This window comes from Paracoccus sp. (in: a-proteobacteria) (assembly GCF_032007265.1).
In the GTDB taxonomy this organism is placed as follows: Bacteria; Pseudomonadota; Alphaproteobacteria; order Rhodobacterales; family Rhodobacteraceae; genus Paracoccus.
In genome coordinates this window covers 1-19,214 of record NZ_DALZMB010000031.1, presented here as the reverse complement: position 1 = coordinate 19,214, position 19,214 = coordinate 1, and the positions used below count along the sequence as shown (strand labels likewise).

Sequence of the window (19,214 nt, the reverse complement as noted above, 5' to 3'; positions counted from 1 at the left end):
GTGATCAGCCCCTGCATCAATATCTGCCAGATTGGCCCGCATGGATTTTGCATCGGCTGCGCGCGCAATATGGATGAAATTGCGCGTTGGAGCACGATGCCCGGGCCATGTCGGGACCGGATTATCGCATCCCTGCCCCAGCGGCGCGCAGATATGGCATGCAGGCCCGACGCGACGGCCACGGATCAGAAATAGGAATGGCCGGGGTCTGAACCCCGGCCATTTTCTTGCAGCCATCCATCCGATCCGCCGATGTTACTGGCCCAGTTGAACCCGCCAGTACAGGGTCTCGCCCGAGGCATCATCGACACCGTCATTATCGGTCACAAGATGCACCGTGCCATCGGGGGCAATCGCCATCCCCTCGACCTTATCTTGCACAAAGCCATTCCATTGCTTCAGATCGGGGATCAGATCGCGCACCACCTCTTTCTGGACCACCGGCAGCTCACCCGACAAAGGCGCAGGGGCCATCTCCGACAGGGCGACGCGGGTGATCTGCTTCAGTTTTGCCTTCTGCCCGATCAGATTGTCGCGCTCGATCAGATAGGCGTAATCGCCGTGGATCGCCAATTCCGATAGGCCCACCCAGCCCTCGCCGCTTTCCAGCGGATAGCGCAGCCCCAACCAGGTTCCGCTTGCAGGATCAAGTTGCAGCAGCTTGGTCTGAGATTTGGGGTCATCCTCCCATTCGCGTTGAACCGCGAGCCATAGCTTGTCGCCCTGAAGGGCAATCCCCTCGATGCCAAAGCGGGTCTGACCTTTCAGCAGATCATCGGGCATGGCAAAGCTTTGCTGGATGGCGCCAGTTGCATCGACATGCAAAACCTGATGGGGCACCTCTTTTTTCGCATCCCCCTCACTTGCAAGCCAAAAGACGCCCTTGACGTCCGCGGCGATCCCCTCAAGGTCCAGCTTCTCGGCCGGTTTTCCATCACGGCTGACCACGATTTTCTGGGTGATCACCGCGGGATGTTTGCTGGTGTCGATGCGGTAGATTGCAGGCTCATCCTTATAGACACTGTCGCTGACCGCCCAAAGCACCGTCGGAACCTCAGGATCGACCGCAAGACCCGACAGCGCGCCCCAGCCGATCAGCTGATCCGCGTCGGAAACAACCATCGGATAGGCCGGTTGTCCCTGCGCCAGTTCAAACAGCATCACATGCGCCCGTGCTGCACCATCCTCGCCCAGATCGGTTTCATTAGCGGTGGCGAAAAGATTGCGCTGCGGGATCGTCACCAGCCCTTCGGGACCAATCCCCGAGGGCAGCAATTGGACCAGCTTGGGGGCGCTCAGATCGCCAAGATCATAAACGCCCACCATGCTGGCGCGTTCGGCCCCGACAAACAGCAGCTTTCGGCCATCAAATTCGCCAAAGGTAATGCCTTCGGGTTCAACGCCCTTCTTGCCCGAACGCCCTTCGGGATAGTGCCCGGCGCGAATGATCTCATGTTCGAATTCGGCGCCCGATTCATAGACGACCGAACCGTCCTTGTTCCAAATCGTGAACCCGCGCGAGCCACCTTGCCAATCGCCCTCATTGGCGGTGGCAAAATGCGCGTCATCGATCCAGGCCACACCGTCGGGCTCGCGTTTGACCGCGTCGATTTTTCCGGTGAAATCCAGCTTGCCGTCTTTTGCAACATCGATCTGGGTCAGGTCGACGGCACCGGCACTGAAGTGATGCTGGATCTGCCCATCCGCCCCGATCACAACGATATGGTTGTTTTCCTGCAAGGTGACGACGACCTCGTTTTGGCTATTGAAGGCGACAAATTCCGGCTCGGGGTCCGAGGGGGCGATCTCGGCCAGACCGGTCAGATCCACCACCTTCTTGCCGCCGCAATCAACCGCACCGTCTTTGATCGGCAGCAAGACCACGAAACCAGCAGGCATTTGCGGGATTGCGCCCTCATTCACCTCTTCGTCGCGCTCATTTTCAATCGCAATCGCAAGGCGCGAACCATCGGCTGAAATCGCAACCGAATCCGGCTGGCCGCCAAGATCACAGCTGGCAATGACCTTGTGATCGAGCAATGAGACACTGCGCAAAGCGCCCGAGGGCTGGGTATAGCTTTCAGAGGTATTGACCCCGACAAAGGCTGTCTGGTCCAGCACCACCGTCGTCGTCGGCTCGCCGTCCACGGCGATATTGCCAAGCGGCTTTGGCGTTTTGGGATCAGCAATATCCAAAAGCCCGATCGCACCAAGGGGGCTGTCAGAATAGATCAGCACCTTTCCATCTGGTGTGGCGGTCATAATCTCTGCCGAGGTCGGGCGCGTCTTATCCTCGCCCTCGGCCATGTTATCGAGCGTGGCAAAGGTCGAGATACGGTTGAAGGTGGTCTGTGCAAAAGCCGGTGCGGCCACAGCCAGCGCAAGCACCGAGCAAAGGGTCAGACGAAAGTTCATTTTGGCCTCACGGACAGGATTTCTGCCCGTGTCATGCCCCGTTTTCGTAACAATCCCGTATCGGGACCATTTCAGAAATATGACGGCCCCAAGGCCTCGCCTGATCCATGACCTAACGGTCTGCGTCGGGGATGGTCGCTGACCCTAATCCCTGATGATGACGCGAACTTCGTTGATGGCCTGTCGCAGGCGCAGCCGGGTTTCGGGCGGCTCTTGGCCAACGGCATCCAGAATGGCGCGCATATCCGCACGCAGCCCGTTCAATTGATCCAGCAATGACATCACCAGCCCAAGCGCCTCATCATCCAGCGCATAACCCTCGGTCAGGTCGACCAGGAGGCTAAGGCGGGCGATGTCGATTTCGCGAAAAATGGGCCCACGATCCGAGCTGACAGCTTTGACGATGCCGACAGCGACATATCGTTGCAGGTCCACTTCGGTCAGATCGGTGACGACAGCCAGAGTTTCTTCAACGGAATAGTGGCGGGACATCAATTCCTCCTGTGCGGATCATAGGCATGCGTCTCGCGCCATTTTTCGAAGAATGCAGCAAGATCGTCGTCGATGGTCGGGGGCATGACGATGCGCAGCACCACATGCTGATCACCGCGCTGACCCTTGGCACCTTTGATGCCACGCCCCTTTAGGCGCAGCTTGCGTCCCGAGCTTGCCCCGCGCGGGACATTCATCATGACCCGGCCATCGATTGTGGGAACCTCGACCTTGCCGCCCAAGACCGCCTCATCCAGGGTGATCGGCACAGTGATTTCGACATCATCGCCATTTCGCGTCCAGTCAGGATCAGGGGCAACTGTCAGCGTCAAAAGCGCGTCGCCCGGAGCCCCGCCCCCCATACCGGGACCGCCCTTGCCGCGCAGCCGGATGACCTGACCATCCTGGGCGCCCTCGGGGATTTTCACCTCGAGATTGCTGCCATCAGGCATGGTGATCCGCGTCGTGCCACCGGTTGCCGCAGTCATGAAGTCGATCTCGAGCGTGAAGCGCTGATCGGGGCCACGCATATCAAACCCCTGCCCGCGGCCGCGACCGCCGCCTGCGCCACGCTGGCCAAAGAGATCGGAAAAGACCCCATCCAGATCATCGAAATTGCCATATTGCTGACGATAGGGGTTATCACCGCTATCGGCATATTCGCGATAGTAATGGCGCTGCTGGCGTTCCTGCCCGGTGCTGTCGATCTCGCCGCGGTCAAATCGGGCGCGTTGCTCGGGGTCTTTGAGAAGATCATAGGCCGCAGAGGCCGCCTTGAACCGCTCTGCCGCGGCGGGATCGGGGTTAAGATCAGGGTGATCGGTCTTGGCGATCTTGCGGTAAGCCTTTTTGATCTCGGCCTGACTGGCCGATTTTTCGATCCCTAAAGCCTTGTATGGATCATCCGCCATGGACCGCCCCCTTTCATTCTGCCCTTAACGCGGTTGCAGCGCTGAGGGTTGCATCCACCTTGCCTGGCCCTCTTTGTGCCGGGCTGTCATGGCGCTTGCAAGAGGCGGGCCGCGCGTCATGATGGGCTGGCGAAAAAATGGCGCGATCAGGAGCTTGTGCCCGGGGGCCAGCCCCCGGTCCTGCGGACCTCCCCCGGGGATATTTGGACATGGAAGACATCGAGAGACTGCGCGGGCTGATCGAGGGGTTGGGGGACGGACGTCGGCTGATTGCCATCGCCGGGCCGCCCGGAGCAGGAAAGTCACATCTGGCAGCGGGGCTGAGTGCAGCGATACCCGGCGCGGCGCTGGTGCCGATGGATGGGTTTCATCTGGACAATAGCCTGTTGGATCTGGCGGGGCTGAGGGATCGCAAAGGATCGGCTGAAAGCTTTGACGCGGCGGGCTTTCTGGCGATGGTGCAGCGGCTGAAGGCCGGAGGCGCGGTAGTTTATCCGCAGTTTGATCGGGTGAGAGATCTGGCGATTGCCGGAGCGGGCCTGGTCGAGGCATCCAGTCAGACCGTGATCATCGAGGGCAATTATCTGTTGCTTGACCGGCCGATCTGGCGCGAGCTGGCGCCTTTGTGGGATCTGTCGGTCATGCTGAGCGTCCCCGATGAGATCTTGAAAGCGCGGCTACAGCGCCGCTGGCAGGAACTTGGCTGCCAGCCTGCTGAAGTTGGCGCGCATTTGGCCAATGATCTGGCCAATGCCGCGCTGGTTGTGGGGTCTTGCCTGCCTTCGGGGGTGGTTCTTAGCCCTTGGGGCGGAAAGCCTTGATGCGCGCGGGATCCGTTTCGATCCGGGCGGCCCCGATCAGATCAAGGCAATAGGGAACGGCCGCGAAAACCGCATCGAGACAGGTGGCAATCGCCGAAGGCTTGCCGGGAATGGTGATCATCAGTGTCGCACCGCGCAGCCCGGCGGTTTGACGCGACAAGATCGCGGTCGGGACCTCGCGCAGACTGGCGCGGCGCATTTCCTCGCCAAAACCGGGCAGTTCCTTTTCGATGACATCTGCCATGCCCTCGGGGGTCTCGTCACGCAGACCCGGCCCGGTGCCACCCGTGATCAGGATCAGATCGGCCCGCACCAGATCGGCGCTGCCATCGGCCAGCTCGCGCAGGCAGGCTGCAACATAATCGCGCCCGTCTGGGATAATGCGGCGCGTGATTTGCATCGGTGAGGTGATGGTGGCGCGCAGCCAATCTTCGGCGCCCGGGCCACCCTTATCCTCGTATTCGCCACGGCTGGCGCGGTCGGATACGGTGACGATAGCAATATGGGCGAGATCGGACATCGGTTTTCCTTAGCAAACTGTCGAGAGGGCAGGCCTCATCATGGGTAAGCCCGTCCGAAAAGGAAAGTGTGAGCTGCCTATTCCGACTTGGGGCGCAAACGCTCGGCAATTCGGGCGCGGTTGAGCGATAGGGCCTGCGAGGACGGGTGCCAATCCCCGCACCAATCAGGGGGAATGCCGTCTAAAAGATGATCGGTCTGCGTAAAACCCGGAGCATAGCCACGCGCCAGCATTTCCGCCACCAATGCAGCCTGCCGCTTTGCCAGATAGCCCAGCCTTGGATAGAAAAAGCGCACATGGCCCGCCCCCAGGCGGTATTCGGTCGGATTGCGGGGATCATCAGGGCTTTCGCCCCGGGTTATGGCCGCCCGTACCAACGAGAAAATGCGTGGCAATTCGCGATATTCCGCAACCAGATGCGCGCGCGTCAATTCGTCTGGCGGGATGCAATTGATGCGGGTCACGGGGCACCGGGAAAGCTTATGGCCTTGGTCAAAAGAAACAGGGCCGCGAGTTTCCCTCGCGGCCCTGTTGGTTACAAAATCAGAATTTTGCGTTGCGGTTGCCGATCAGCTTAAGGCGCAGGGCGTTCAGCTTGATAAAGCCCGCTGCATCCTTTTGATCATAGGCGCCCGCATCCTCTTCAAAGGTGACGTGCTTTTCCGAATAAAGGCTGTGATCGGACCAACGCGCCACGGTGCGGGCAAGGCCTTTGTACAGCTTCACGCGCACCGTGCCGGTGACATGCTCTTGGCTTTTGTCGATCAAAGCCTGCAGCATCTCGCGCTCGGGCGAGAACCAGAAACCGTTATAGATCAGCTCGGCATATTGCGGCATGATCTGGTCCTTGAGGTGGCCTGCGCCGCGATCAAGGGTGATCTGTTCGATGCCGCGATGGGCCTCGAGCAAGATGGTGCCGCCGGGGGTTTCATAGACGCCGCGCGATTTCATGCCCACGAAGCGGTTTTCGACCAGATCAAGGCGGCCGATGCCGTGCTTGCGGCCATATTCGTTCAGCGCGGTCAGAATGGTCGCAGGCGACATGGCCTCGCCATTGATCGCGACCGCATCGCCTTTTTCAAAGGTGATCTCGATAAACTCGGGGGTGTTGGGCGCGTCTTCCGGGTTCACGGTGCGCTGATAGACGTAATCGGGTGCCTCATCAGCGGGGTTCTCCAGAACCTTACCTTCGGACGAGGTGTGCAGCAGGTTCGCATCCACCGAGAAGGGAGCCTCGCCGCGCTTGTCCTTGGCCACCGGGATCTGGTTTGCCTCTGCGAATTCAAGCAAGCGCGTGCGCGAGGTCAAATCCCACAGGCGCCAAGGCGCAATCACCTTGATCGACGGGTCCAGCGCATAGGCGGCGATTTCGAAACGCACCTGATCGTTGCCCTTGCCGGTGGCGCCATGCGCGACAGCATCCGCACCGGTTTCCTTGGCGATTTCGACCAGACGCTTCGAGATCAACGGCCGCGCGATCGACGTGCCCAGAAGGTATTGGCCCTCATAGACCGCATTGGCGCGGAACATCGGGAACACGAAATCGCGCACGAATTCTTCGCGCAGATCCTCGATGTGGATGTTCTCGGGTTTGATCCCCAACATCTCGGCCTTTTTGCGGGCCGGTTCCAGCTCTTCGCCCTGACCAAGGTCAGCGGTGAAGGTCACGACCTCACAACCGTATTCGGTCTGAAGCCATTTCAGGATGATCGAGGTATCGAGCCCGCCCGAATAGGCAAGGACGACTTTTTTGGGCGCGTCGGACATGCGGCTTATCCTTTGTCGAATTTCGAGCGGGAATAGGACTTTTTCCGGCCTGTAACAAGGGCAAGTCACATGGCGCGCCCTTTTACAGGCGCAATCTACAACTATTGCCGCGGGTGGGGCGATTGTCACGCGGCGCCGATCACACCCAGCAGCTGACGCAGGGCGCCACATCCTATCCTTGGGGTCCATCTGAAAGTCAGAGGCCACGCATCAGCACTTGCGGGTCGATCCGTTTCGCGGCAATGAAATCCGATGACACATTTCTCCGACTCTGTCCGCCAGGCAGAGATCGCGTTGCGCGACCTCTTCGAGCCGACCCCGCTGCAGAAGAATGACCATCTTTCGGCGAAATACGGCGCCGAGATTTGGCTGAAACGCGAAGATCTGACGCCGGTGCGCAGCTATAAGCTGCGCGGCGCCTATAATGCGATGCGCAAAGTGGGCGCGGCGAGCGGGCATTTCGTTTGCGCCAGCGCCGGCAATCACGCCCAAGGCGTCGCCTATGCCTGCCGTGAATTCGGCGCCAAGGGCACGATCTTCATGCCGATCACCACGCCACAACAAAAAATTGCCAAGACGCGCATTTTTGGTGGCGCGAATATCGAGGTCGTGCTGACCGGGGATTACTTCGATCAGACCCTTGCAGCAGCACAGGATTTCGCCCGCAGCCAGCGCGCGACCTTTTTGTCGCCTTTCGATGATGCCGATGTCATCGAAGGTCAGGCGACCGTCGCGCTTGAGATCCTAGAGCAGCTGGGCGGTGCACCCGATCTGGTGGTGCTGCCAGTCGGTGGTGGCGGGCTGTCGTCGGGCATTGCAAAATTCTTTGCCGAATCGGCACCCGATTGCGCCTTTGCCTTTGCCGAACCCGAAGGCGGGGCCAGTTTGCGCGCCGCATTAGAGGCCGGTGAGCCGGTATCCCTGCCCTCGGTCGATAATTTTGTCGATGGTGCGGCGGTTGCGCGTATCGGCAAGCTGCCCTTTGACGAATTGAAGCGCTTTTCGCCCCAGCAGGTGCAAACGGCACCCGAAGATCGCATCAGCGCCACCATGCTCGAAATGCTGAACGTCGAGGGAATTGTCCTGGAGCCTGCGGGCGCTTTGTCCGTCGATGTCTTGCAGGATATGGATCATCTGGCCGGTAAACGCATTGTCTGCGTCTGCTCGGGCGGGAATTTCGATTTCGAGCGCCTGCCCGAGGTCAAGGAACGCGCCCAAAGGTACTCGGGGCTCAAGCGCTATTTCATCTTGCGCCTGCCCCAGCGCCCCGGCGCGCTGAAGGACTTTCTGCAGCTGCTTGGCCCAGATGATGACGTCGCACGTTTTGAATATCTCAAAAAATCGGCGCGCAACTTTGGTTCGGTACTGATCGGCATCGAGACGACCTCCTCGGAAAACCTCAAGCGCCTTTGCGACCGACTTGATGAGCAGGGTTTTGGCTATCGCGACATTACCCACGATCAGATCTTGGCCGAGTTTCTGATCTGAACCGACGGGCTGTTGCCGTGGCTTGTCTGCGGCAACCGGCCCCTTTGCTCGGCCAGCGCGTGAATAAAGATCTGCTTGCTGGTCGCATAGCTGTCCAGCACATGGCGCAGGTCCAGCTCGGCCCCCCGACCTGCGATCACCAACCCCTCGAATTCCTCACAAAGGCGAGCAAGGGCACGAAAGCCCAGATTGCGCGCGCAGCCCTTGAGATAATGAAAGTCGGTTTCCATACGGGCAGCGTCATCCTGGCTCAGGCGGAATGTGATCGTTTCGATCTCATCCAGAAACAGCTCGAGGATCGTGCCGAAATCGGCCTCGCCGATCTCGTTTTGCATCTCATTCACGCGGTCCCAGTCAATCATTGCCCGTCCGATTCGCCCTAGTCACAAGGGCTGTTTTAAGCTCATAGAATTAGCATTCGATTAATGCTTTGATTTTTATGAGTTAACCTGGAATTCACGCTTGATGCGCTAGATCGATCTCATGCTAGATTCGATTCATCAGCCCCTTGTTCACCATCGCTTGCCTTCGGGCAGGCTGGTGCTGCTGGTGGATCATAGCACCGCCCAAAGGCGGATATTGGCCCTGCAACTTCAGCGCAAAGGCTACCGGGTTGCCGAGGCAGGCTCATTGCCCGATGCCATGACGCTGATCCAACAAGAGCGCCCCGATATCATCATCTCGGATTGGGTGCTTCCGGCGGGGACCGGCCTCGATTTCTGTCGCACGCTTCGAAAAGATGACCGACGGGGCTATAGTTACTTCATTTTGCTGACCGCAAAATCGACCCGTCAGGATGTGACGGCAGGGTTGGCGGCGGGGGCGGATGCGTTTCTGACCAAGCCCATCTCGGGGGCTGAACTTTTGTCTCAGCTATCCGTCGCAGAACGTATCCTGACGATGGAGGAAAGGCTTCGCGCCACCAATCGCGAGCTGCAACATGCCGTCGATCAGTTGCGCGAAACCCAGCAGGCCATGGAGCGCGACCTTTGCGATGCGCGTATCTTGCAACAGCGCCTTGTCCGCGAACGCAGTGGCCGCTTTGGCGAGTTCAACCTGTCGCTTTTGCTGCGCCCGGCGGGGCATATTGGCGGCGATATGGTTGGATTTTTCCCGATCAATGCGCGCAGGGTGGGCATCTATGCGCTGGATGTCTCGGGCCACGGGGTCACCTCGGCACTTTTGACGGCGCGGCTGGCGGCGCAACTGTCGGACAGCACCGATCAAAACCTTGCCCTGACAACCACCCCCTTAGGCCTTTATGAGGCACGCCCGCCGGGTGAGCTGTTGCAGATCCTGAACATGCAAATGCTCGAGGAGTTGCGAACAGATGCTTATTACACAATGATTTACGCCGATCTGGATGTGCTTAACGGCAAGATGAAACTGGTTCAGGCCGGCCACCCCCATCCCTTCATCCAGCGCGCGGATGGGCGCATCGAAAAGATCGGTCAGGGCGGGCTTCCGGTCGGCATCATGCCCGCAGCACCTTTCGAAGAGATCGAGCTTTATCTTGGGCCCGGCGATCGTTTGATTGCGGTCTCGGACGGCATCACCGATTGCGAAAACTCTGCCGGGGTTCCGCTGGGTGACGAGGGTCTGGGCGCCATTCTTAGGACCAATGCCACCCTTCATGGCGAGGCTTTTCTGGAATCCTTGTCATGGTCGGTTTCGACCTATGCCGAAGGCAAACGCAGCGACGATGTTTCGGCGGTTCTGATCGAGCGCAGCCCAAGCGATCGCTCCACACCCCTGCCCGATTGATGCAAGCCCGGCTGCGCCTTTACCTTCGCACGCCCAGCTGCACCCTTTCGTTAGCCTGCCCGGATCTGGCTTGCGAACCGGCCCAGCATGGCGCGTGATCCCGCATCTGCCAACCTCTCCGCGACGTGGTCCAAACCGACCCATTCCGCGCGGTGCCCTGCCTCGGTTGGCGGTCCTAGGCACAGAATCGGCCGTGCCAGCCAGATCGAACAGACCTTCTCTGCCCATAGATCGTAATCGGGCATGAAGCAAAAACGCCGATACTGCCCCAAAAAGCGCGGCCGCGAAATCGACCAGCCGGTTTCCTCACGCACTTCGCGGTGCAATGCGGGTATGGCGGCCTCGCCGGGATCAATACCACCACCGGGCAGCTGATATTCAGGCACAGGCGCCTGTTGAAAAGTCAAAAGCGCCGAGCCATCGCGCACCAAAATAGCATAGGCGCCGGGCCTGCGGCGATAGGCCCGCCCCGGCTGGATCTGCCCAAACCGAGGGATCATGACAGCCCCTGCGGCTTGGCCGGATACCCGACCAAGCTTTGATCCCGATCCGCGATCACGTGGCGATCAGGCAAAGGCTTGCAGCCCGGTAATGGCGCGCCCAAGGATCAGCGCATGAACGTCATGCGTACCTTCATAGGTGTTAACCGTCTCAAGGTTGACCATATGGCGCATGACCTGGAACTCTTCCGAGATGCCGTTGCCACCATGCATGTCACGGGCGACACGGGCGATGTTCAGGGCTTTGCCACAATTGTTGCGCTTGATCAGCGAGATCATCTCGGGCGCGGCATTTCCGGCATCCATCAGCCGGCCGACCTGCAACGCCGCCTGAAGGCCCAAAGTGATTTCCGTCATCATATCTGCCAGTTTCAGCTGGAAAAGCTGGGTCTGGGCCAATGGCTTTTTGAATTGATGGCGATCAAGACCATATTGGCGCGCGGCGTGATAGCAGAACTCGGCAGCCCCCATCGCGCCCCATGCGATGCCAAAGCGCGCCCGGTTCAAACAGCCAAACGGCCCTTTCAGCCCCTCGACATAGGGCAACAAGGCCTCGTCGGAGACCTCGACATTTTCCATGACGATCTCGCCTGTGATCGAGGCGCGAAGGGACAGCTTCCCTTCGATCTTTGGGGCCGACAGACCCTTGGTGCCCTTGTCCAGAACAAAGCCGCGGATCTTGCCGCCATGTTCCTCGGATTTGGCCCAAACCACGAAAACATCCGCAATCGGCGCGTTCGAGATCCACATTTTCGAGCCGTTCAGAACATATCCGCCCGCCGTTTTGCGCGCGACCGTCCGCATCCCGGCGGGGTCCGAGCCCGCATCGGGTTCGGTCAAGCCAAAGCAGCCGATCCACTCGCCCGAGGCGAGTTTGGGCAAATATTTGCGGCGCTGCTCCTCGCTGCCATAGGCATAGATCGGATACATCACCAACGAGCTTTGCACCGACATCATCGAGCGATAGCCCGAATCGACACGCTCGACCTCGCGGGCGATCAGGCCATAGCTGACGTAATTCCCGCCCAGACCGCCGTACTCCTCGGGAATGGTCACACCCAACAGACCCATCTCGCCCATTTCGGCAAAGATCGCCGGATCGGTCTTTTCCTCGCGAAAGGCGGCGATGACGCGCGGTTGCAGCTTGTCTTGCGCATAGGCGCGCGCGGCATCGCGCAGCATACGCTCGTCTTCGGACAGCATTCCGTTCAGGTCCAGCGGATCTTCCCAGTTGAAACGGGCAAGATCGGGGCGTTCCTTGGCTTTCAGCGGCTGAGGTTGGGTCATGGTCTTACCCTTCGGTAGATATGCGGATTGCGTCTAATCTAGCGCATCTTATCCTTGCGTTAAAATGAGAAACCATCCTTAGTTTATGAGCAATCCGCATGAGCTTAAGATCATGGCCAAGGCATATATCCCCACGCTGTCGGAACTTCAGGCCTTTGTGGCCTGCGGGTTAAGCCTGTCGACGACCGATGCGGCCAAGGAATTGGGCCTGACGCAAAGCGCGGTCAGCCGGGCGGTCATCTCGTTAGAGAACCGCATGGGGGTGGCGCTTTTTCATCGCATGCGTCAGCGCCTCACCCTTTCCGATACCGGTCGCGCCTTTTTACGCGATGCCCAAGAAATCCTGAGCAATCTGGATCGTTCGGCGCTGCGCGCAATGGCCTTTGGCTCGGATCAGGTGATCCGGATCAGCTGCCTGCCGACGCTTGCTGAACGGTGGCTGGTGCCGCGATTGGCCGCCTTCAACCGGCTGGCGCCCGACATCACCTTTGATCTGTCCTCGCGGCTGGACATGCCAGAGTTTTCCAGCGCCCATCATGATATGGTGATCCACCATCTGAAGCAGGCGCCAGCGGGCAGCGCCGTTTTCCCCCTGATGCAGGAATATCTGATCGCCGTGGCAAGCCCGGCCCTTGCCCGCCAGATCCGCTTCGAGACCGAGGCCCAAGACATCGACGAGGAAAACCGGCTGCTGACGCGCTATCCGCTGTTACAGCAAGAAACCCGGCCGCATCTGTGGCTGGACTGGTTTGGCCTGACTGAAATCGATCCGGTGACCTTCAGTCGTGGCGCGCGATTTGCTCATTTCGGCATGGTGGCAAATGCCGCCAAAGCGGGCATGGGTGTGGGCCTTGTCCCCGAAATTCTGGTCGAAGATGAATTGCGCAGCGCCACCCTTGCCCGCGTCAGCGACCGCCGCCTGCGCGGCTCGACCTATGCGCTGATCATGCCCGCTGAACGCGCAACGGACGGCCCCGAGACCGAGTTTCGCGACTGGCTGGTCGCACAAGCACAAGCACAAGCACAGGCAGAACAACCGCCACAGCCCTAAGCGCCAAAGATCGGCGGCAAAAGCAGCCACACCCGGCCCTTTGGCCGCAGCTTTCCCTTATCGCTAGACCCGGCGCACCAATTCTTTTTCCAGATGAGCCAGCAGGTCCGTGCGGGTGACAATCCCAACGATGCGCCCGCCATCCAGGATCGGCACCGCCTCGCGCAGCCCTTCGGCCAACAAGGGCATCAGGGCGATCGCCGGATCATTAACCGTCAGGCGCGGGCCATCAGCACGCATGATATCTTGGGCATAGAGCGTCGTCCCCTGCCCCAAAATCCGCCCCATCACAGCGCGCAAACTGCGCGGATGGCTGGCCCGTTCTGCCTGCTCTACCGCAAGGCGGATCAGGTGAATTTGGAAGATCACCCCGCGAAAGTGCTGATCTCCATCGGTTACGGGCAAGGCGGTATAGCCCAGATCGGCAAACAGGCGGCCAATCTGATCCAGCGAGGTCAGCACATCCACCGTCACCGGCTTGGGTGTCATCACGTCACCGCAGGTCAGATTGCCCAACCGCATGCTGGCCGCACGATCCTCGGCGGCGGCGATCAAACGCGCCAGATCCTCGACCCCGATATTGGGGGCCTGGCGAAAATCGCTGATCAGATCGGCCAATTCGTCCCGGCTCAGGCCCAAAGGATCGCGATGCGGCTCTTCGTCCATTTCGGGCACATGGGGTTCATCGATCTGGCGAAACGGATAGCGCCGCCCGGTCAAACTGGCATAGGCCGCAGCCAAAAGGGCAAGGATCACCGTCCCCAACATCACAGGCGTCAGGACAAAAAGGAAACCCAGATCCTGGATAGCATCCGGCGCCAGCGCTGCCGTCAGCGCGACGGCGCCCCCCGGCGGATGCAGCGCACGACACAGATGCATCAGCGCAATCGCCCCGCCGATGGCCGCCGCCGCACGCCAGATCGGATCGGGCAGCCACAATGTCGCCGCCACCCCGGCCACCGCGGCAACACCATTGCCCACGATTGCGGACCAAGGCTGGGCCAAGGGGCTGTTGGGGACCGCAAAAAGCAAAAATGAGGTCGCACCGAATGGGGCCAGCATATAAACGCCCAGCTGGCGTCCAAGCGGCGAAAGCGCGATCAGCAGCTCTAGCAGCAGCACCCCAATAAAGGCTCCGACGGCTGCACGCACCATCTCGGGCCCGGCTGCGCGTCCCATTGCTGGACCAAGTTGGCGCAATGTAAATCGCGGATGTGGATGGCTCATCTGAAGGATCTCCGACGAGAGGCGGCCCGCAGGTCAGGAAAAGGGTTTAGGTCAGGGCAAGGGTTTGGTCTGATAAAGCCGCACTTTCAGCCCACCATGCGCGACATAAGGCCCGGCCTCAAGCGGCAGTCCCGTCGCCTTGGCAAGCGAGGGCTCGCTGGTAACGATCGCCACCCGCCAGCCGGAAAACCGCTCTTTCAACACCTGTCCCAGCGCGCCATGCAACGCAAACAGGGGCTTTTTATTGCCAATCCGCGCGCCATAGGGCGGGTTGATGATGACCAGACCTTTGGGGCCTTCGGGGGGCGTGATGTCGCTAATCGAGCGGTTTTCGAACTGGGTCAACGCCTCGACGCCGGCACGTTCGGCGTTTTTGCGGCACGACAAAATCGCCCCTGCATCACGGTCGCTGCCATAGAACTTGAAGCTTGGTGCGGGGCGGACTGCCCCCCGACGCAGGGCTGCAAAACCTTGGGCATCAAAACTTGCGAAATCTTCAAAGGCGAATTTACGCGAGCGACCCGGCTGCAAACCCAGCGCAATTTCGGCCGCCTCGATCGGAAAGGTGCCCGATCCGCACATCGGATCCAGCACGGGCTCGGTTCCGGTAAAGCCCGCCTCGCGCAGAAACATTGCGGCCATGGTTTCACGCATCGGCGCCTTGCCCACGGCCTCTTTATGGCCGCGCTTATGCAGGGATTCGCCGGTTGAATCCAAAGATATGGTGCAAAGATCATCCTCGATGCGAACTTTGACGACCAAGGACGAGGTCGGGTCCAGCGTCACGCCCAGCTCTTCGATCAGGGCCTTTTCGATCCGCTGACTGGCAGCGCCTGCGTGATAGATCCGTGACTGGCGGCAGGTGGTTTCCACCCGCAGCGCCACATCTTTGCGCAAAAAATCCGCCCAAGGAAACTTGCGTGCCCGCTTGTCGAGCTGCGCCAGATGCAAGGCGCGGAAGGCGCCGATCCGCACCAAAACCCGCGTCGCGCCGCGCAGATCAAGATTGGCGCGCCAGACATCGGGCCAGCCGCCACGAAAGCTGATGCCGCCTTCGGCAGCCTGGGCGGGGAAACCGGCCTCGCGGGCCTCGGCCAAAAGCGGGGCCTCAAGCCCCGGAGTGGCTACCAGATAAATGTCAAATTGCGCGTCTTTTTCCATTCCGCCCAGATAGACCGATTGCATCCGAGGGGCCAGACAAAAGGATCAGGCAGCCTGATGACAGCGCAGCACACCCCATGAAACGTCGCATTTGCTGAGTGTTTTGGGGGTGCAAAGAACAAATGGTTAATTTCTTAACACGGCTGTCTTTTTTACTATCTTAACGCGGCAGGTCGGCTACATTCCCCCCATTTACCTTTATTAAAATATTCTTTTACGAGAGCTCTCAAGGCGGAATTTCGCCGTCAAGGCGAGACAAGCCCTGATGTCATGTGAATGTTACTTGACCAAGACTATCGAACGGAGGAGCAAGTCCGGTCAGAAAAAATCTGTGGATTGCCCGTAGACACTGACATTTTATCAATGTCATAGCTGCGTCGAAAAAAGCCGATTTTAACCCCGCATTTTGTTGGAGACGTACAACTGGTGCAAACTGAAAAAAAGCGCAACGCGTCAGATCTGACGCATTTCATTGAGCGAGGTTTAGCAGGCGAGGACCTAGGCTGGTCGCGCTCGGGTCGTATGATTGCGTCATATCTTCGCGACAACTGGCGTAACCTTGCATTCGAAACCGGGGCATCGATTGCCCAAGCATTGAATATCAGCGAAATGACGGTCATTCGCTTTATTCGCCAGCTTGGTTTCAGCAACCTCAAAGACTTCAAAGAAGCGCTCAAATCTGCCGATGCGCCTGATCTGAGCCATGCCGTGCAACGGGCGAACCTGAATGCGCTTAGCAACGACAAGCTGGAAAAGCGCCTGCAACAAGAAGTGCGCGCGATTTCAGACGTTTATGGGCTGACCGCCCTGCCACGCTGGGAGATTTGCGCCAATCAGCTCGCCCATCATGAATTCGTCAGCGTGATCGGTTTCCACACCACCAAAGGCATGGCAATCGATTTTGCCACGGCACTGCAATATGTGCGCCCGAATGTGCGCTATATCGATGATCACTCGAACCTATGTCCCGAGATTTTGGACATGCGCGACCGTGATCATTGCCTGGTGATGATCGATATCTCGCCGCTGTCACGCAAAAGCAAATTGCTGGCGCAGCGGGTGAAAGAGATGGGGATTCCCCTAATCATCGTCACGGATGCCGTCTCGACCTGGGGTTACGACTTCACCGAAATGGTTCTTCAGGGCGCGATTGGCCGCGATGAGGGGCAATCGCCCGCAGTGATGGCAGTGCTTTTGGATCTGCTGGCCAAAGCAACGGCACAGCGCATCGGTGCGGCCTCGGCCAAGCGGCGCGCGTTTATGGCCGATCTGAAACAGCATTTTGACGACTGCCGCGCCGCGCCGGCGCCGCGTGGTCAACAGGGCTTTGATTTCAGCGCCTGACCGCAACGACCACTAATCGAATGGGCGGCCCGTTTCAAAACGAGCCGTCCATTCGCGTTTCCAGCAGGTCGATCTCACGCACCAGCTTCAGCAAAGTTTCCTCGGGCAGATTGCCGTGGCGCGCCAGATGAAAGATCTCGGCCCGCTCGGCGCGCAGGCCTGTCAGCCAGAACTGACGCTTGATCTCCTGGCGCATCAGATGGTCGTCGCCCGCCTCGCTTTCGCCATCAGTGGCCAGCGCCTCTAGCCTTTCGCGATAAAGATCCATGACCCGCACGGCCGCCGGGGCGTAAAGTTCGGCGGCATCGTCGCGTTGGCTTAGATGGTGCTGCGCGGCCTCGACCGCGCGGATGGCAGCCTCGGCTGCTGCACGGCGGGCCAGATCCTCTTCGCGCTGATGGCGAGGCTCGGGTGGTAAGGTGATCCCCCTCAAAAGCATCGGCAGGCAAAAGCTGGCAGCCAGCAGCGACAAGATGATCACCCCCGCTGCCAAAAAGATCGCCAAGGCCCGCGCCGGAAACAGCGAGCCATCCGCCAGCACATAGGGCAAAGTCAGGATACCGGCCAAGGTGATCGCGCCGCGCACACCCGACAATGACACCGCCGCAATCAGCCGCCATCCGGGCGTCAATGCTGCCTCGCCCTTGCGCGCGGCGCGAAAGATCGTCAGCCGCAACGAGACCCAGACCCACAAAAAGCGCAACGCGGCCAGCGCCATGGTAATCGCCAGCACATAGACCAGCAGCCAGATCGGATCATGATGGCCCGCCTCTTGCGTGGCGCCGACCGCGCTGGCGATGATTTGGGGCAGTTGCTCGCCCAACAGGACGAACATGACGCCGTTTAGCGTGAATTGCAGCGCGTCCCAAACTGCCGTGCGGCGCATGCGTGTGGTGGCAAGGGCCTGACCGCTTCTTTCGCTAAAGCTCATGAACATCCCCGCCGCCACGGCCGCCAAGATCCCCGAGGCCTCAAGATGCTCGGCCAAGGTATAGGCGGAAAAGGGGATGATCAGGCTGATCAGGATTTCAGATCCGGTTTCCTCGCCATAGCGCGCACTGAGCCAGCCCTTGGCCGTGGTGATGCCCCAACTGACGCCAAGTCCGGCAAGCACCCCGCCGACGACCAGCCAGATAAAGGTCAATGATGCCTCGGCCAGCGAAAAGGCCCCCGTCATCGCGGCTGCCACGGCAAAGCGCATACATACCAGCCCAGAGGCATCGTTAAGCAGCGATTCCCCCTCAAGGATATGCATCATCCGCTTTGGGATCGGCACCCGTGCCGAGATCGAGCTGACGGCCACCGGATCGGTCGGTGACAGGATCGCCGCAAGCGCGAACGCCACCGCAAGCGGCATCTCGGGGATCATCCAATGGATGAAAAGCCCCACCCCCAGCACGGTGAAAATCACCAGCCCAAAGGCCAATTGCAAGATGGTGGTCCTGTCGCGCAAAAGCCCCTCTTTGGGTATGCGCCACCCATCCAGAAACAGCAAAGGCGGCAAAAACAGCAGGAAAAACATATCCGGGTCCAAGCGCACGCCAAGATCGGTGACGCCTGCCAGCACAGCGCCCAGCATGATCTGCACCAAAGGCAGCGGCAGCGCGAGGGCAGAAACACGCACCAATACGCCGCTTGCGACCACCGCCACCAACATGATCAACACGGTCGAGATCGCCTGCATACGCCCCCCTTTCGCGCGACCGCTTGCCCGCAAAGTGCCCGCTTAATTGGTCCCGGCCTTGCGCCCGGCCCTTACCCGCCACTTTGCCCAAACTGCCACGCCACCGTCCGCCCGGCCCCATATCGCTAGGCGATGAGACCGCATCAGGCATGGGCAGGCAGCACGGACCGGGAAAGCGATCAGGGCTGCGGATCAATCCCAGCCTGCCCATGCGGTTCCCCTGCTCTTGCGAAAGTGAGCAGGATAAAATGATGCCCCCGCGCGGGATGACACCAAGGGCTTGCGCCCCTACCTTAGGGGAACAGGTTTTGAACAGGGGGCTATCCCATGAAAATTATCCGCAAAAACGAGCGTCAAATCGATGCCGGATCGGCCGATTACTTTACAGGTCAAGTACAGGTTCAGCCGATCTTTTCCGCGCAGTCTCCGGGGCGGGCAGCATCGGCCAGAGTCAGCTTTGCACCGGCTGCACGAACGGCCTGGCACACGCATCCCGCTGGCCAGACCCTGCTGATCACCGAAGGCGTCGGACGGGTTCAGCGCGAGGGTGGCCCCATCGAAACCGTCAACGTGGGCGATGTCGTGTGGTTCGCCGCAGGTGAGCGGCATTGGCACGGTGCCGCACCCGACAGCGCCATGACCCATCTGGCCATCCAAGAGGTGGTGGATGGCAGCCCGGTCACATGGCTGGAGCATGTCACCGATCAAGAATATCTGGGCTAACCGCCGAGCCAGACCGACAATTCTGGCCCCATCACGATGGCCCCGATCAGGACTGGGCC

19 protein-coding genes are annotated in these 19,214 nt (G+C 59.8%); 7 read left to right on the top strand and 12 right to left on the bottom strand.

Going from position 1 to position 19,214, the window contains the following annotated elements; translation table 11 throughout:
- The gene (locus RTS12_RS08775; protein WP_312527573.1) at positions 1–195 is read left to right on the top strand and encodes a DUF1289 domain-containing protein; all 195 of its coding nucleotides are present in this window, start codon (positions 1–3) and stop codon (positions 193–195) included.
- 60 nt (positions 196–255) lie between these two features.
- Here RTS12_RS08775 and RTS12_RS08770 read toward each other — a convergent pair whose 3' ends face one another.
- The 3 genes from RTS12_RS08770 to RTS12_RS08760 all read right to left on the bottom strand — a co-directional run bounded on the left by RTS12_RS08770 (position 256) and on the right by RTS12_RS08760 (position 3,818).
- Positions 256–2,415, bottom strand: coding sequence for an esterase-like activity of phytase family protein (locus tag RTS12_RS08770; protein ID WP_312527571.1), 2,160 nt, complete (start codon positions 2,413–2,415; stop codon positions 256–258).
- Between the two features lie 144 nt (positions 2,416–2,559).
- Positions 2,560–2,907, bottom strand: a complete 348-nt coding sequence (locus tag RTS12_RS08765; protein WP_312527569.1) for a hypothetical protein — start codon at positions 2,905–2,907, stop codon at positions 2,560–2,562.
- Entirely contained in the window at positions 2,907–3,818 is a 912-nt protein-coding gene (locus RTS12_RS08760; protein ID WP_312527567.1) for a DnaJ C-terminal domain-containing protein, read from the bottom strand. The genes RTS12_RS08765 and RTS12_RS08760 overlap by 1 nt, the downstream gene beginning before the upstream one ends.
- Before the next feature lie 209 nt (positions 3,819–4,027).
- Between RTS12_RS08760 and RTS12_RS08755 the strand changes: the two genes are divergently transcribed.
- Positions 4,028–4,639 (top strand): nucleoside/nucleotide kinase family protein, encoded by a 612-nt coding sequence (locus RTS12_RS08755; RefSeq protein ID WP_312527565.1) that lies wholly within the window; start codon positions 4,028–4,030, stop codon positions 4,637–4,639.
- On the opposite strand, the gene mog is transcribed toward RTS12_RS08755, so the two are convergent.
- The 3 genes from mog to RTS12_RS08740 all read right to left on the bottom strand — a co-directional run bounded on the left by mog (position 4,614) and on the right by RTS12_RS08740 (position 6,926).
- On the bottom strand, positions 4,614–5,159 hold the full coding sequence (gene mog, locus RTS12_RS08750) for a molybdopterin adenylyltransferase (RefSeq protein ID WP_312527563.1): 546 nt from the start codon (positions 5,157–5,159) through the stop codon (positions 4,614–4,616). The genes RTS12_RS08755 and mog overlap by 26 nt on opposite strands.
- Before the next feature lie 77 nt (positions 5,160–5,236).
- Positions 5,237–5,623, bottom strand: a complete 387-nt coding sequence (locus tag RTS12_RS08745) for a pyrimidine dimer DNA glycosylase/endonuclease V (protein ID WP_312527561.1) — start codon at positions 5,621–5,623, stop codon at positions 5,237–5,239.
- A 79-nt stretch (positions 5,624–5,702) separates the two neighbouring features.
- Positions 5,703–6,926 carry an argininosuccinate synthase gene (locus tag RTS12_RS08740; RefSeq protein ID WP_312527560.1) on the bottom strand — a complete coding sequence of 408 codons (1,224 nt, stop codon included), beginning with the start codon at positions 6,924–6,926 and terminating at the stop codon, positions 5,703–5,705.
- A 252-nt stretch (positions 6,927–7,178) separates the two neighbouring features.
- On the opposite strand from RTS12_RS08740, the gene ilvA reads away from it, so the two are divergent.
- Complete coding sequence (gene ilvA, locus RTS12_RS08735; protein WP_312527558.1) at positions 7,179–8,414, top strand: threonine ammonia-lyase IlvA; 1,236 nt, start codon at positions 7,179–7,181, stop codon at positions 8,412–8,414.
- Here the strand turns inward: ilvA and RTS12_RS08730 are convergent.
- The gene (locus RTS12_RS08730; protein ID WP_312527556.1) at positions 8,387–8,776 is read right to left on the bottom strand and encodes an Hpt domain-containing protein; all 390 of its coding nucleotides are present in this window, start codon (positions 8,774–8,776) and stop codon (positions 8,387–8,389) included. The two genes, ilvA and RTS12_RS08730, sit on opposite strands and share 28 nt — an antisense overlap.
- A 121-nt stretch (positions 8,777–8,897) precedes the next feature.
- Here RTS12_RS08730 and RTS12_RS08725 point away from each other — a divergent pair, with 121 nt between their 5' ends.
- Positions 8,898–10,178, top strand: coding sequence for a fused response regulator/phosphatase (locus RTS12_RS08725; RefSeq protein WP_312527554.1), 1,281 nt, complete (start codon positions 8,898–8,900; stop codon positions 10,176–10,178).
- Between the two features lie 50 nt (positions 10,179–10,228).
- Here RTS12_RS08725 and RTS12_RS08720 read toward each other — a convergent pair whose 3' ends face one another.
- Together RTS12_RS08720 and RTS12_RS08715 are read right to left on the bottom strand one after the other, a co-directional pair.
- The gene (locus RTS12_RS08720; protein ID WP_312527552.1) at positions 10,229–10,678 is read right to left on the bottom strand and encodes an NUDIX hydrolase; all 450 of its coding nucleotides are present in this window, start codon (positions 10,676–10,678) and stop codon (positions 10,229–10,231) included.
- A 66-nt stretch (positions 10,679–10,744) separates the two neighbouring features.
- Complete coding sequence (locus RTS12_RS08715) at positions 10,745–11,965, bottom strand: acyl-CoA dehydrogenase (protein WP_312527550.1); 1,221 nt, start codon at positions 11,963–11,965, stop codon at positions 10,745–10,747.
- Between the two features lie 112 nt (positions 11,966–12,077).
- On the opposite strand from RTS12_RS08715, the gene RTS12_RS08710 reads away from it, so the two are divergent.
- The gene (locus tag RTS12_RS08710; RefSeq protein ID WP_312527548.1) at positions 12,078–13,016 is read left to right on the top strand and encodes a LysR substrate-binding domain-containing protein; all 939 of its coding nucleotides are present in this window, start codon (positions 12,078–12,080) and stop codon (positions 13,014–13,016) included.
- Positions 13,017–13,079: 63 nt separating this feature from the next.
- Here the strand turns inward: RTS12_RS08710 and RTS12_RS08705 are convergent, their stop codons facing one another.
- Positions 13,080–14,243, bottom strand: coding sequence for an HPP family protein (locus RTS12_RS08705; RefSeq protein ID WP_312527546.1), 1,164 nt, complete (start codon positions 14,241–14,243; stop codon positions 13,080–13,082).
- 51 nt (positions 14,244–14,294) lie between these two features.
- A complete protein-coding gene (locus RTS12_RS08700; RefSeq protein WP_409455677.1) occupies positions 14,295–15,404 on the bottom strand; it encodes a class I SAM-dependent RNA methyltransferase in 1,110 nt (369 codons plus the stop codon).
- Positions 15,405–15,926: 522 nt separating this feature from the next.
- Between RTS12_RS08700 and RTS12_RS08695 the strand changes: the two genes are divergently transcribed.
- A complete protein-coding gene (locus RTS12_RS08695; protein WP_312527542.1) occupies positions 15,927–16,748 on the top strand; it encodes a MurR/RpiR family transcriptional regulator in 822 nt (273 codons plus the stop codon).
- Positions 16,749–16,782: 34 nt separating this feature from the next.
- On the opposite strand, the gene RTS12_RS08690 is transcribed toward RTS12_RS08695, so the two are convergent.
- The gene (locus RTS12_RS08690; protein ID WP_312527540.1) at positions 16,783–18,432 is read right to left on the bottom strand and encodes a Na+/H+ antiporter; all 1,650 of its coding nucleotides are present in this window, start codon (positions 18,430–18,432) and stop codon (positions 16,783–16,785) included.
- A 327-nt stretch (positions 18,433–18,759) separates the two neighbouring features.
- Between RTS12_RS08690 and RTS12_RS08685 the strand changes: the two genes are divergently transcribed.
- A complete protein-coding gene (locus RTS12_RS08685; protein WP_312527538.1) occupies positions 18,760–19,155 on the top strand; it encodes a cupin domain-containing protein in 396 nt (131 codons plus the stop codon).
- Positions 19,156–19,214 lie beyond the last annotated feature (59 nt).